Origin of the sequence: Bradyrhizobium guangdongense (assembly GCF_004114975.1) — a bacterium.
GTDB classification, from domain to species: Bacteria; Pseudomonadota; Alphaproteobacteria; order Rhizobiales; family Xanthobacteraceae; genus Bradyrhizobium; species Bradyrhizobium guangdongense.
Genome location: NZ_CP030051.1, coordinates 241,545 through 255,441, shown reverse-complemented (window position 1 = coordinate 255,441; position 13,897 = coordinate 241,545). Strand labels below are relative to the sequence as shown.

14 protein-coding genes are annotated in these 13,897 nt (G+C 64.1%); 12 read left to right on the top strand and 2 right to left on the bottom strand.

Annotated elements, in window-relative coordinates:
- Positions 1–71: 71 nt before the first annotated feature.
- Positions 72–902: a DUF4339 domain-containing protein gene (locus tag X265_RS40265; protein ID WP_188637425.1), complete on the bottom strand. Its 831-nt coding sequence runs from the start codon at positions 900–902 to the stop codon at positions 72–74.
- Positions 903–934: 32 nt separating this feature from the next.
- Entirely contained in the window at positions 935–1,825 is an 891-nt protein-coding gene (locus tag X265_RS01200; protein ID WP_128963259.1) for a DUF4339 domain-containing protein, read from the bottom strand.
- A gap of 241 nt (positions 1,826–2,066) precedes the next feature.
- On the opposite strand from X265_RS01200, the gene X265_RS01195 reads away from it, so the two are divergent.
- The 12 genes from X265_RS01195 to xth all read left to right on the top strand — a co-directional run bounded on the left by X265_RS01195 (position 2,067) and on the right by xth (position 13,866).
- Entirely contained in the window at positions 2,067–2,405 is a 339-nt protein-coding gene (locus X265_RS01195) for a P-II family nitrogen regulator (RefSeq protein ID WP_128963258.1), read from the top strand.
- A 132-nt stretch (positions 2,406–2,537) separates the two neighbouring features.
- The gene (locus tag X265_RS01190) at positions 2,538–3,839 is read left to right on the top strand and encodes an ammonium transporter (protein WP_128963257.1); all 1,302 of its coding nucleotides are present in this window, start codon (positions 2,538–2,540) and stop codon (positions 3,837–3,839) included.
- A gap of 39 nt (positions 3,840–3,878) precedes the next feature.
- Positions 3,879–4,193, top strand: coding sequence for an ArsR/SmtB family transcription factor (locus X265_RS01185; RefSeq protein ID WP_128963256.1), 315 nt, complete (start codon positions 3,879–3,881; stop codon positions 4,191–4,193).
- Positions 4,190–4,546 (top strand): SRPBCC family protein, encoded by a 357-nt coding sequence (locus tag X265_RS01180; RefSeq protein WP_128963255.1) that lies wholly within the window; start codon positions 4,190–4,192, stop codon positions 4,544–4,546. The genes X265_RS01185 and X265_RS01180 overlap by 4 nt, the downstream gene beginning before the upstream one ends.
- A 42-nt stretch (positions 4,547–4,588) precedes the next feature.
- Positions 4,589–5,191, top strand: a complete 603-nt coding sequence (locus X265_RS01175; protein ID WP_128963254.1) for an ATP-dependent Clp protease proteolytic subunit — start codon at positions 4,589–4,591, stop codon at positions 5,189–5,191.
- A gap of 426 nt (positions 5,192–5,617) precedes the next feature.
- Positions 5,618–5,956: a P-II family nitrogen regulator gene (locus X265_RS01170; protein WP_164938363.1), complete on the top strand. Its 339-nt coding sequence runs from the start codon at positions 5,618–5,620 to the stop codon at positions 5,954–5,956.
- Positions 5,957–5,994: 38 nt separating this feature from the next.
- On the top strand, positions 5,995–7,443 hold the full coding sequence (locus X265_RS01165; RefSeq protein ID WP_128963253.1) for an ammonium transporter: 1,449 nt from the start codon (positions 5,995–5,997) through the stop codon (positions 7,441–7,443).
- Positions 7,444–7,652: 209 nt separating this feature from the next.
- Positions 7,653–8,057, top strand: coding sequence for a GFA family protein (locus tag X265_RS01160; protein WP_128963252.1), 405 nt, complete (start codon positions 7,653–7,655; stop codon positions 8,055–8,057).
- A 227-nt stretch (positions 8,058–8,284) separates the two neighbouring features.
- A complete protein-coding gene (locus X265_RS01155) occupies positions 8,285–9,499 on the top strand; it encodes an aminotransferase class I/II-fold pyridoxal phosphate-dependent enzyme (RefSeq protein ID WP_128963251.1) in 1,215 nt (404 codons plus the stop codon).
- A 9-nt stretch (positions 9,500–9,508) separates the two neighbouring features.
- Positions 9,509–11,992, top strand: a complete 2,484-nt coding sequence (locus tag X265_RS01150; protein WP_128963250.1) for a DNA translocase FtsK — start codon at positions 9,509–9,511, stop codon at positions 11,990–11,992.
- A 152-nt stretch (positions 11,993–12,144) separates the two neighbouring features.
- Positions 12,145–12,900 carry an outer membrane lipoprotein carrier protein LolA gene (locus X265_RS01145; RefSeq protein WP_128969094.1) on the top strand — a complete coding sequence of 252 codons (756 nt, stop codon included), beginning with the start codon at positions 12,145–12,147 and terminating at the stop codon, positions 12,898–12,900.
- Positions 12,901–13,050: 150 nt separating this feature from the next.
- Positions 13,051–13,866 carry an exodeoxyribonuclease III gene (xth, locus tag X265_RS01140; protein WP_128963249.1) on the top strand — a complete coding sequence of 272 codons (816 nt, stop codon included), beginning with the start codon at positions 13,051–13,053 and terminating at the stop codon, positions 13,864–13,866.
- Positions 13,867–13,897 lie beyond the last annotated feature (31 nt).

Genomic DNA, 13,897 nt, shown 5'->3' with positions numbered 1-13,897 from the left:
CAGCGCGCCGCTGTTGACCGCCGATCCGCACGAAGGACACGTTCGAACCCGCGGCCGATGCAGCGCGTTGGTCATACCGGCTGACCGGCCTGAAGTCGGCGGAGATAGCGGAGGTTCATGTCTTTCGCCGTCGCGTAGGCGTCGATCATCGACCAGATCCAGATTGTCCAGCCTAGGAAAACGATCCAAAGGGCGATGCATCCGATCAGCATCAACACGCCCTTGCCGACACGGCCGCAATACATCTGCCCTGCACCGCAGATCAGGAACGACAGCAGCAGCGCGACGCCGGGCGACTTCGCCCCGAACGCTCCGGAATCGTCGAGAAGAACCGCGGGATTCATCTGATTGACCACGTGTACGACGGTTGCACCCGCCGCGGCATTGATCGGCGGAGGAGCAGCTTGCTTGCTCGGCCTGAACAGGGACGAGAGGTAGCGGTCCTGCGAGGCGGGCATCCAGTTCTCGCTTCCAACCGGCAACACCTGGGTTGCGCCGTCGACGCGTCCCTCCTTGATGAATTCGTCAATGCGGTGCCCGTTATACGGCCCGTAAGTCTGCCCGTTGATGTGAATGTGCCATTCGGCGTCGAGCGGATGTGGCGGTACGTCGGAGCTTGGCGCGCTACGCGGCGGCTGAACCACAGAACGTCCCCCGCCACCCGGAGGTGGATTTGAAATATCGCCCACTGCGATCCCCCAAAAGAGTTGTACCTTGCAATGGAACCAACCTAGGGCAACAGGCCGGGGCTGTACAAGCGCAATGGGCGCGCCTTCCGTCGATAATGCGGACTTATCGGCGCCGCGCGGGGACGCGCCGCGATCTTGAAGCTCGACGGCATGCTGGCCGGCTCCGTTGCGCAGGAACGCTCGTTGCGCGAGCGGCGGAGCTGATGATCTCAAGCGCGAGTCCCTCGCGCTTGTTCTGATCATGGTTACAGCGAACCGCGCGGCGCGAGCTCGATCTGCGAGGCGAACCAGTTCATGATCCAGCGATAGACCCACGGGATCGGGATGATGAGGCTGCACAGGATGGCGGCGACGATGCCGCGCCAGAGGATTTCGAGACCGCTGCCCTTGAACACGATTTCACGGCGCGTGCCCTCGATGCTGCGGCAGAACCAGCGCGTCTGAGCTGCGGCCACCCACGCCCAGCCGATGATGGTGATGACCGAGATCGCAAACAGCAGATTCCAGCCGATATAGGCCCAGACCGATCCGGTGAAGCTCAAGCCCAGCGGCTGCCCATTGGAGGCGAGGTTTGCGATCATCCATTTGATCAGGAGCCAATAGAGGACGATCTGGGCGATGAACAGGAGATTGCTCAGCAACTGGCTGCCGATGTAGCCGATGACAATCGCCAGCACGATGAAGCCGAAGAACCAGGGCACGATCGCCATCGCGCTGCCTGTGAAGGACAGGTTCGGCCGTCCCGGAACCTTGACGCAGGGCACGAGCCATTTCGTGTACCAGACGAACAGCCAGGGCGCCGGGATGACGAAGCAGGAACCGATGGCCATCACCAGCGTGCGCCATGTGAAATCCCAGATGCCGAAGTCGACCGACAGCGATCCGCCGGCGGTGCTGCCGCTGGCTGCATAGCCGGCGCCGCCCATCATCGGCGGACCACCGGCCTGGATGACCGGCGGCACGCCGCCAACCGAGATCAGACCCGGAATTTCGGCGGCCTTCTGCCAACCGGCCATGCCCTCGGTCCACACCAGCGTCTCGGGACGTACGATCCCCTGCGCGATCAGGTCGCGGAACTGCCCCTCCGGATAGGGCCCCTGCTGCTTGCCCTCGGATGCATAGAACCAACTCGCCATGATGCGTCCCCCAAAATACTTATGTACCGCTCGGCCGGCGCGGGTTCACCGCATCCATGCGAAAATGCATTGTGATGGACCAACGGCTGCCCTGTACAGAGGCGGCCGTTCACGGCCGCCGTTGGCCAAACGTTTTTCCGCTTCAATGTGCAAGTTTTTTGTGCCATTTGCCGGAAAGATGCCAGATTGACGCAGCGCCGGGGACATGCGGCGCGGCGCATCCCGGGGAATAGGCCTGACCATGAAACTCGTCGTCGCGATCATCAAACCCTTCAAGCTCGATGAGGTCCGCCAGGCCCTGACGGCGATCGGCGTCCACGGCATGACCGTGACCGAGGTAAAGGGCTATGGCCGCCAGAAGGGTCACACCGAGATCTATCGCGGGGCGGAATATGTCGTGAACTTCCTGCCGAAGCTGCGGATCGAGATCGCGGTCGCCTCCGACGTCGCCGACAAGGCCGTGGGTGTGATCACCGCAAGCGCCCGCACCGGCCAGATCGGCGACGGCAAGATCTTCGTGACGCCGATCGACCATGCGCTGCGCATTCGCACCGGCGAAACCGACAGCGACGCACTCTGAAACTCTGTTTGACGCGTTTTCGTCACGCTAACCGGTATCCACTGCGCTCGAAAACGCATCGCTCCTTCTTCGATTGCACCGGGCCGGGACGCCATCGCGTGCAAAGCCACCACGATGCCGGGGGGAAATGACATGGCAGGTTTGTTGCGCCGCGTAGCCGCGATGGCTGCGCCGGTCGGGTTCGTGTTGATGATGGCCGCGCCGGCGCAGGCCGCGGCCTCCGACATCAACACGGCCGATACCGCCTGGATGATCGTCGCCACCGCCTTGGTGCTGATGATGACGATCCCCGGACTTGCGCTGTTCTACTCCGGCATGGTGCGCAAGAAGAACGTGCTCGCGACCATGGCGCAGAGCCTCGCCGCAGTGACGCTGATCTCGATCCTCTGGGTCGCGTTCGGCTATTCGCTGTGCTTCGTCGGTGACGGCCCCTGGCTCGGCACGCTCGACCGCTGGTTCCTGGCCGGCATGACCATGGACAGCGTCAATCCGGCGGCGAAGACGATCCCGGAAGCGCTGTTCATGCTCTACCAGATGACGTTCGCGATCATCACGGTGGCGCTGGTCGCAGGCTCGGTGGCCGACCGGATGCGGTTCTCCGCCTATCTCCTGTTCTCGGTCGCCTGGTTCATCTTCGTCTATATTCCGCTGGCGCATTGGGTGTGGGGCGGCGGCTTCCTCAACAGCATGGGCGTGCTGGATTTCGCCGGCGGCCTCGTCGTGCACTTGTCGGCCGGCACAGGCGGCCTTGTCGCCGCGAAGGTGATGGGGCGGCGTCACGGCTACGGCACCGAGAATCTTTCTCCGTTCGATCTCTCGCTGGCGGTGATGGGCACCGGCCTGTTGTGGGTCGGCTGGTTCGGTTTCAACGGCGGCTCGGCCGGCGCTGCCAATTCGCGCGCGGTGATGGCGATCATCGCGACGCATCTTGCAGCGTGCTCGGGCGCGCTGACCTGGGGCGCGATCGAATGGTCGGCGCGGCGCAAGCCGTCCGTGCTCGGCATGATCTCGGGCGCGGTGGCCGGGCTTGGCACCATCACGCCGGCCTCGGGCTTCGTTGCGCCATGGCACGGCATCGTCATCGGCATCGCCGCGGGCGGGATCTGCTACTGGGCCTGCACCTGGCTGAAGCACCGTTTCAACTACGACGACTCGCTCGACGTGTTCGGCGTCCACGGCATCGGCGGGCTGACCGGCACACTGCTCGCCGGCGTGTTCGCCACCAGCGCGATCGGCGGCACTGCCGGCCTGCTCGAAGGCCATCCTCAGCAACTGCTGATCCAGCTTTACGGCGTGGCCGTCACCTTCGTCTGGTCGGCGGGCACAAGCTTCGTCCTGCTCAAGCTGGTCGGCCTATTCGTGCCCTTGCGCGTCTCGCGCGAGCAGGAGCTCGAGGGGCTCGATATCTCGCAGCACGGCGAGGCGCTGCAGTAAGGGCTTGCGCAACACATAAGCACGTGCTTATGTGTTGCCATGATCGAAGCCGACATCTTCAAAGCGCTGGCAGATCCGACGCGCCGCACGGTCTTTGAAAGGCTGGCGGGCGGAAGCCAGAACGCCAGCGCCTTGCGCGACGGATTGGAGATCAGCCAGCCGGCGATGTCGCAGCATCTAGCTGTGCTGCGCGCGGCAGGCCTCGTGCGCGAGCAGCGCCATGGCCGCTTTGTGAATTACGAAGTCGATCCGGACGGAATCGCCGCCATCGGGGCATGGCTTGCGCGCTATCGCGCCTATTGGCCGAAGCGCATGGAAGCACTCGCCGATCTCTTGAAGGATATGGATCAATGAGCGACGCCGCAAAGCCTGACCGCCCCGACGCAAAGCTGGTGCTCGAATTCGAATTCGACGCACCGCCGGCAAAAGTCTGGCGTGCCGTCACCATTCCCGAGTTGCGCGAGCGCTGGCTTCCGGACTGCGATCTTGCCGGGGCCGCGCCTGAAACATCGGTCCCCGGCGAAGAGGTGCGCTACCGGATGCGCGATGCCGAGCCGCCGTTTCGTGAAAGCCAGGTCATCTTCCGGATCGAGCCGAACGTGTCGGGCGGCACGCGCTTTCGCATCATTCAGCAAGCCTGCGAGATCGGCGCAAGACTGCCGCAGCCGGCCAACAGCAATTGCTGCCTGATGCGCGCGGCGGCCTGACACTCACACGACTTCATCACCTCAAAGACATGGAGGTCGCCGATGCGCGACATGCTTCAGCTCGTCCCTATGGTCGTCGAACAATCCGCGCGCGGCGAGCGATCGTTCGACATCTATTCGCGGCTGCTGCGCGAGCGCATCATCTTTCTCAACGGCGAGGTCAATGATGCGATGTCGGGCCTCGTCTGCGCGCAGCTCCTGTTCCTGGAGGCGGAGAACCCCAACAGGCCGATCAATCTCTACATCAATTCCTATGGCGGCGTGATCACCTCCGGCCTCGCGATGTACGACACCATGCAGTTCATCAAGGCGCCGGTGCATACGCTGTGCATGGGTACCGCGCGCTCGATGGGCTCGTTCCTGCTGATGGCGGGCGAGCCCGGTCACCGGGCCGCTTTGCCCAATGCGAGCCTCCACGTGCATCAGCCGCTCGGCGGCTTTCAGGGCCAGGCCACCGACATCCTGATCCATGCCAACGAAATGCAGGAAACCAAGCGGCGCATCATCCGCCTCTATGCGCAGCATTGCGGACGGACCGAAGAGGAGGTCGAACGGACGCTGGACCGCGACCATTTCATGACCGCGCAGCAGGGCGTCGAGTGGGGCTTGATCGACCGGGTTTTCGCAGAGCGCGAGGCCGCCTGAAGATGCCATAGCGGCCCTCGGCCGGAGTGCTTTTGCCAGAGCCCGGCGGCGCAACCCGGTCGCCGCCTTGCGCGCATGCCATGAGCAGCGGGCGCGACGGGTTCGATATCTCTCGGATCGAACGGTATTACAGTGCCTTCTACTGCCCGGCACATGAGCAACATTGTGTCGGCAGGCTGTTGCTGCCCTGATTTTAATCAGGGTTGATCACGTATTGAGCGCGACGTAATGGCGCAGTGCAGCGCAATACCCGTCAAACGCGAAAACCCCCGTTTTCATAGTCCGTTAGGCAAGCCGTCCGATCTGGCACGGCATTTGATTCTAAGGGCCCGGCTGTGCCCGCGTAGTGAATCTTTCTCCCTCGTGGCGAACCAGTCGAGAAACGCCCGGCCACGTCCGGACCGGGCCCAAGCGGGGATAGGACCCATGAAAATTGTTATGGCGATTATCAAGCCATTCAAGCTGGAAGAAGTCCGTGACGCCCTGACCGCCATTGGCGTTCACGGTCTCACGGTGACGGAAGTCAAGGGCTATGGCCGGCAGAAAGGCCATACGGAAATCTACCGCGGCGCCGAATATGCCGTGAGCTTTCTGCCCAAGATCAAGATCGAAGTCGCTATCGCCTCCGAGCAGGTCGACAAGACCATCGACGCCATCACGTCCGCCGCGAAAACCGGTCAGATCGGCGACGGCAAGATCTTCGTCATCAACCTCGACCACGCGGTCCGCATCCGCACCGGTGAGGCCGACGCCGCGGCCCTTTGATTTCGCGCTCAACCAAAATTCAATCAGGAGTAAATGAAATGACGTTTAAGCGTCCCTATGGCGCGGGATTGGCGGCTCTCGCAGTCGGCCTGTTCGCTGCGACCGCAGCCTATGCCGAGCCAACGGTCAACAAGGGGGATAACGCCTGGATGCTGACATCGACAGTGCTCGTGCTGTTGATGACGATCCCGGGTCTTGCGCTGTTCTACGGCGGCCTCGTTCGTTCCAAGAACATGCTCTCGGTGCTGATGCAGGTGTTCTACACCGTCTGCGTCGTCACCGTGATCTGGGCCGTGTACGGCTACAGCCTCGCCTTCACCGGCGGTTCCGACTTCATCGGCGGCTTCTCGAAGGCGTTCATGATGGGCGTCACCACCGACTCGAAGGCCGCGACCTTCTCGGTCGACGCCAACATCTCGGAGCTCGTCTATATGTGCTTCCAGATGACCTTCGCGGCGATCACGCCCGCCCTCATCGTCGGCGCCTTCGCCGAGCGCATGAAGTTCTCGGCGATCGCACTGTTCATCCCGCTCTGGGTCACGCTGATCTACTTCCCGATCGCGCACATGGTCTGGTACTGGCCCGGCCCGGACGCGATCCAGGACGCGGCCAAGGCTCTGGCTGCTGCGACTGACGCGGCGGCGAAGACCGCGGCTCAGGCCAAGCTCGACGAGATCAACGCCGACGCCGGCTGGATCTTCAAGAAGGGCGCGATCGACTTCGCCGGCGGCACCGTGGTGCACATCAATGCCGGCATCGCCGGCCTCGTCGGCGCTCTGTTGATCGGCAAGCGCGTCGGCTACGGCAAGGAGCTGATGGCTCCGCACTCGCTGACCATGTCGATGATCGGCGCCTCGCTGCTCTGGGTCGGCTGGTTCGGCTTCAACGCCGGCTCCAACTTAGAGGCCAACGGCGGCGCTGCGCTCGCCATGACCAACTCCTTCGTCGCCACCGCCGCCGCTGCGCTGTCGTGGATGTTCGCGGAGTGGATCGTGAAGGGTCATCCGTCGGTGCTGGGCGTCATCTCCGGCGCTGTCGCGGGCCTCGTGGCCGTCACGCCTGCCGCCGGCTTCTCCGGCGTGATGGGTGCGATCGTCCTCGGTCTCGTGGTCGGCATGGTCTGCCTGTTCTTCTGCACCGTCGTGAAGAACGCGCTCGGCTACGACGACTCGCTCGACGTGTTCGGCGTGCACTGCATCGGCGGCATCGTCGGCGCCCTCGGCACCGGCATCCTGGTCAATCCGGCTCTCGGTGGTGCTGGCATCATCGACTACACCGCGATCCCGCCCAAGGTTGCCGATTACGACTTCGCCGCGCAGATGATCTCCCAGATCGAAGCCGTCTGCACCACGCTGGTGTGGTCGGGCGTCGGTTCGGCGATCCTCTACAAGGTCGTCGACGTGATCGTTGGCCTGCGCGCCAATGTCGAGAGCGAGCGTGAAGGCCTCGACATCACCGACCACACCGAACGCGCCTACAATATGTAACCTCTCCTCCCGGGCGCGATCTCTCCTCGGGGATCGCGTCCACTCCTACGGTTCGGGCACATACCCGGCAATGCCCCGACCGTTGAGGGGCTCCAGCGCAAGCTGGAGCCCCTTTCTTTTTGCCCGGCGCTCCAAAGAAAGGGGATTGCCATTCCGGATCGCCGGCGCAGAAATACCGACCACAACGAACAATAAAACGGGAGGTCGTCATGCGTTTGGAAGGCGGATGCTATTGCGGCGAAGTTCGCTACGTTGCCGAGGGCGATCCGATGATGCAGGCCCAATGTCACTGCCGCGAGTGCCAGTACATCTCGGGCGGCGGGCCCAACACCTTCATCGCGATGCCGGCGGCCGGGTTCACCTACATCACGGGGCAGCCCAAGCAGTTCACCCGCAAGGACCTCGAACGCGCCGTGACGCGCGAATTCTGCGCCGAGTGCGGCACGCATCTGGTCACCAAGGTTCCGGGACTGCCGGCGACCGTGGTCAAGGTCGGCACGCTGGACGAGCCGGAACAGTTCCGGCCGCAGATGGCGATCTACACCTGCGACATGCAGGACTTCCACACGATCCCCGCGGGCATGAAGACATTCGAGAAACTGCCGGGGCGCTGAAGGTCCGACATGGGCCGAATTGGTCATGGCCGGGACAAGCCGGGCCATGACGGGCAGTCGGGCGCAGCTCGAATCCCTTGTTATCCGGGCTCGTTATTCACGCTCTGGACGGGCCGGCCGGCCGATGGTTAATCGCGTCTTAACCTCGCCCTATCTATGGTGAACTGAACCGCTTTCCCGCCGGCGCCCGCGCGCGACCGGCCGTTCCGAGAGTACTGGCGCCCAGAATGGTCATGACCGCTTCATCCCGTGCGCCGCAGGCCAGTGGAAGCTCCAATAACGAACGCTCGCCCTTTGTCCGGCTGAACGAGCTGCTGGCGCCGCATCAACCCGGCAAGCCCTTGATTTCGCTCGCAGTCGGCGAGCCGCAGCATCCGGTGCCTGACTTCGTCGGCCCGGTGCTGGCCAAGCACATCGCCGATTTCGGCCGTTACCCGATGAACCAGGGCACCGAGCCGTTTCGTGAGGCTGCGAGCGCTTGGTTGTCGTCGCGCTTCAAGCTGCCGCGCGCCCTCGACCCCCGAAGCGAGCTGCTGGTCCTCAATGGCAGCCGGGAAGGGCTGTTCCTGGCCGCGATCGCGGCGGCGCGCTATGTCGGCCCGAAGCCCGGCAAGCCCGCGATCCTGATGCCGAACCCGTTCTACCCGGTCTATGGCGCCGGCGCCGGCGCGGCCGCCTGCGAGCCGGTCTATCTGCCGACGACGATCGAAAACGGCTTCCTGCCCGATCTCGAGGCTATCGACGAGGCGACGCTGGCGCGCACCGTGGCGTTCTATCTGGCTTCGCCCGCCAATCCGCAGGGCTCGGTCGCCTCGCCCGACTATTTCAAGCGGCTGAAGCAACTCGCCGACCGCTACAATTTCATGATCCTCAGCGACGAGTGCTATTCGGAGATCTACACCCGAAAGGCACCGGGCAGCGCGCTCGAATGTGCGGGGGCCGATTTCACCCGCGTGGCTGCGTTCCAATCGCTGTCGAAGCGCTCCAACCTGCCGGGCCTGCGCGTCGGCTTCGCCGCCGGCGACAAGAGATTCATCGGCATGTTCCTGGAGCTGCGCAACATCGCGGCCCCGCAGGTGCCGGTACCGCTCCAGCATGTCGCGACCGTTGCCTATGGCGACGAAGCGCATGTCGAGGAGAATCGCAGGCTCTACCGGATCAAGTTCGATCTCGCCGACCAGATCATCGGCAATCGTTATGGCTATCGCCGGCCCGATGCCGGCTTCTGCGTCTGGCTCAACACGTCCGGGATCGGCGACGACGTGTCGGTGACGCTGAAACTCTTCAAGGAAGCAGGCGTGCGCGTGGTGCCCGGCAGCTTTTTGGCGCGGCAACAGCCCGACGGCTTCAACCCCGGTGCCGGCTATATCAGGCTGGCGCTGGTGCAGGATAGCGAGACCACGGCGCAGGCGCTGCACCGGCTGGTCGAAACTCTGGGTTAGGCGGGGCCCATGAGCATGTCGGCAATCGAGCGTGTCATTCCCCTGGTCGGCCATCTGCCGCCCTCGATCCGGGAGGGTCTGGCGCGGCGCATGCGCGAGCTCACCGGCCTCGGCCTGATCGCGCTGGCCGGCCTCGCCTCCGCCGCGCTGATGACCTGGTCGGTGCAGGACCCAAGCCTCAGCCACGCCACCTCGCGCCCGATCCGCAACATTCTCGGTTATGCCGGCGCGATCGGCGCCGACCTCGCCATGCAGATCCTCGGGCTCGGCGCGATCATGCTGATCCTCACCGTCGCAGTGTGGGGCTGGCGCATGATGACCCATCGCCCGTTCGATCGCGAGGCGCTGCGGCTCGGCTGCTGGATTCTCTGCACTGTGATCGCGGCGGGTTTTGTCAGCTGCTGGCCGCATGGCGGCGCCTGGCCGCTGCCGACCGGGCTCGGCGGCGTGGTCGGCGATGCGCTGGTGCGCGCCCCCGCTGTGATCTTCGGACCGCCAGGCGTGATCTATCGCCTGGTGCTCGGCGCGATCCTGTTCGTCGCGCTGGCCGCGACCTTCCTGATCGCCTGCGGTCTCGGCGCGCGCGAGCATGACGACGAGCTCGCTGACATCGAGGACGACGACAAGCCGCTCGAGGACGACGAGGAGAGCGATCGCGGATCGGTGTCGTTAGGCTGGCTGTTCCACGCGCTGATGAGCACGAAGGCGCGGCTGATCTGGCTGTTCGGCGCGGCCTATCGTTCGCTGGTCTCGAGCGGACCGAAGGCCAAGGCTGTCGCGTTCAGCCGGCAGGAACCCAACCTCGGCGGCGGCCGCGCCGCGCCTTCGATCTCACCGCAGTCCAAGGACGAAGATTACGAGGACGAGCACGAAGAGGTCGAAGAAGAAGAGGAGGAGGAAGAGGAAGAGGCGCCCGCGCGCGCATCGCGCAAGAAGGCTGCGCCGAAGCCGGCGGCCAAGAAGGGCTCCGACAAGTTCGATCTTCCCTCCGTCTCCATGCTGGCCGCGCCGAAGGCCGGCGACCGTCAGCCGCTCAGCAAGGCCGAGCTCGAAACCAACTCGCGCTCGCTCGAGGGCGTGCTGCAGGATTTCGGCGTGCGCGGCGAGATCGTGAAAGCCAATCCGGGCCCCGTCGTCACGCTGTACGAGCTGGAGCCGGCGCCGGGCATCAAATCGTCCCGCGTGATCGGCCTCGCCGACGACATCGCGCGCTCGATGAGCGCCCTGTCGGCACGCGTTGCCGTCGTTCCCGGCCGCAACGCCATCGGCATCGAGCTGCCCAACGCACATCGCGAAAAGGTTTACTTGCGCGAATTGCTGGTGGAGAAGGAAGCCACCGACACGGTGGCGAAATTGCCGCTCTGCCTCGGCAAGACCATCGGCGGCGACCCCGTCATCATCGACCTCGCGCGCACGCCGCACATGCTGATTGCCGGTACCACCGGCTCCGGCAAGTCGGTCGCGATCAACACCATGATCCTCAGCCTGGTCTACCGATTGCGGCCCGATCAGTGCCGCCTGATCATGGTCGATCCCAAGATGCTCGAACTCTCCGTCTATGACGGCATTCCCCATCTGCTCACGCCCGTCGTGACCGATCCGAAGAAGGCGGTGGTCGCGCTGAAATGGGCGGTGCGCGAGATGGAAGAGCGCTACAAGAACATGGCCAAACTCGGCGTGCGCAACATCGACGGCTACAACACGCGCCTGCTCGAGCTGAAAGCCAAGGGCGAAGAGCCGACGCGCACGGTGCACACCGGCTTCGACAAGGAAACCGGCAAGGCGATCTACGAGGAAGAGAAGCTCTCGCTCGATCCGCTGCCCTACATCGTCATCATCGTCGACGAAATGGCCGACCTGATGATGGTGGCCGGCAAGGACATCGAAGGCGCGGTGCAGCGCCTCGCACAGATGGCGCGCGCCGCCGGCCTGCATGTGATTCTCGCGACACAGCGCCCGTCGGTGGACGTCATCACCGGCACCATCAAGGCGAACTTCCCGACCCGCATCGCCTTCCAGGTCACCTCGAAAATCGACAGCCGCACCATTCTGGGTGAGATGGGTGCCGAGCAGTTGCTCGGCCAGGGCGACATGCTCTACATGGCCGGCGGCGGCCGCATCAGCCGCGTGCACGGACCTTTCGCCTCGGACGAGGAAGTCGAGAAGGTGGTGCGCCACCTCAAGACGCAGGGCCAGCCGGAATATCTCGAGGCCGTCACGGCCGAAGAGCCGAGCGAGGACGAGGATGGCGGCGTCGTGTTCGACGCCAGCGGCATGGGCGCGGATGGCGGCGGCGACCTGTTCCAGCAGGCCGTTGCGATCGTCAAGCGCGACCGCAAGGCCTCGACCAGCTACATCCAGCGCCGCCTGCAAATCGGCTATAACCGCGCGGCATCGCTGATGGAGCGCATGGAACTGGAAGGCATCGTCGGACCCGCCAATCACGCCGGCAAACGCGAGATTCTGGTCGAGGAAGAAGACAGCCATATGTGAGGCAGCACGCCTCGAATGACATTTTCACGCAAAATCGATCTCCGCTTTTGCCCGAAATCACGCTAAAACGGCGCCCAGCCACACAGGACGACGCGTTGACCAGACATCCGGACATTCGATTCGCGGCCTCTTTCGCTGCGCGCGGCGCGCGCGTGGCGGGCGTGCTTCTCGTCACCGCCATGATGGTGAGCGCAGCGTCGTTTGCACAGAACGTCCCCGTGCCGAAGCCTGCACCGAAGGGCCGCGACAATGCTCAGCCCTCGGGAGGGCCGGCGATCACGGGTGCGACGCAGGCGCCACCGAATCCGGTGATTCCCGATCCGCGCCGGAACGTGCCGAGCAGCATCTTCCAGACTTTCGACGACAAGCAGAAGGCGCAGGCGGCCAAGGTCAGCGCCTATCTGTCGTCGCTGTCGACGCTGGTCGGGAATTTCGTCCAGGTCGGCCCCGACGGCAGCAAGACGCAGGGCGATTTCTACATCCAGAAGCCGGGCAAGCTCCGCTTCGAATATGATCCGCCGAGCCCGATCGACATCATCGCCGACGGATCGTCGGTCGTGGTCCGCGACCGCAAGCTCGCGACGCAGGACGTCTACCCGCTGTCGCAGACGCCGCTGCGCTTCCTGCTGTCGGACCGCATCGACCTGATGAAGGACACCAACGTCGTCAACGTCACCTCCGACGATCTCTTCATCAGTGTCACCATCGAAGAGAAGCAGGCGCTGGTCGGCACCAGCCGCCTGCTGCTGATGATCGGCGCCAAGGACGGCCAGCTGAAGCAATGGACCGTCACCGACCCGCAGGGCTACGACACCACGGTCGCGGTCTACAATCTCGATGCGGGCAAGAAGCTCGATCCCAGCATGTTCAAGATCGATTTCACCAATTACGGACCGGCGCCGGGCTAAGCGCTCGACTGCCGTAGGGTGGGCAAAGGCGCACTTGCGCCGTGCCCACCATCTAGACGTCGTGGGCACGCTTCGCTTTGCCCACCCTGCAGCACCGCCCCTGTGGACAAGCATTCCGCCCACGTCAATCCATGCTAAGACGCCATTCTCATGCGTCTTTCCCTGACAACCTGGAACATCAATTCGGTGCGGCTGCGCATCGACCTGGTCGCGAAATTTCTCAAGAGCGCGCGGCCGGACGTGCTGTGTCTGCAGGAAACCAAATGCATCGACGACGCCTTTCCGCTGAAGCGCTTCAAGCGGCTCGGCTACGAGCACGTCGCACTGAACGGACAGAAGGGCTATCACGGCGTCGCCATCGTCTCGAAGATCCCGTTCGAGTCGACTGACATCCGCACCTTCTGCGACAAGGTGGATTCGCGCCATATCTCGGTGTCGTTCGGCGAGAAGGCCACAATCGCAAAGCCGCTGGTGCTGCATAATTTCTACGTGCCGGCCGGCGGCGACATTCCCGATCCCGTGCTGAACGAGAAGTTCGACCACAAGCTTCGCTTCCTCGACGAGATGAAGGCCTGCGAGCCGCTGCATCCGCGCGGAGATGACAGACACATCCTGGTCGGCGATCTCAACGTCGCGCCGCACGAGAACGACGTGTGGTCGCACAAGCAGCTGCTGAAAGTGGTCTCGCACACGCCTGTCGAAACCGAGAAGCTGAAGGCGGCGCTTGAAGCCGGCGAATGGGTCGACGTCGCGCGCGACCGCATCCCGATGTCGGAAAAGGTCTACACCTGGTGGAGCTACCGCTCCGCCGACTGGACCGTCGGCGATCGCGGCCGCAGGCTCGACCACATCTGGGTCTCGCGCGCGCTGAAGGAGGCGGTGCAGGATTTCAGGATTCTGCGCGATGCCCGCAGCTGGGAGCGGCCGTCTGATCACGTCCCTGTCACGGTGACGCTGGACGTGTAGTCCTCCGCCGTCGTTCCGGGGCGCGCGTAGC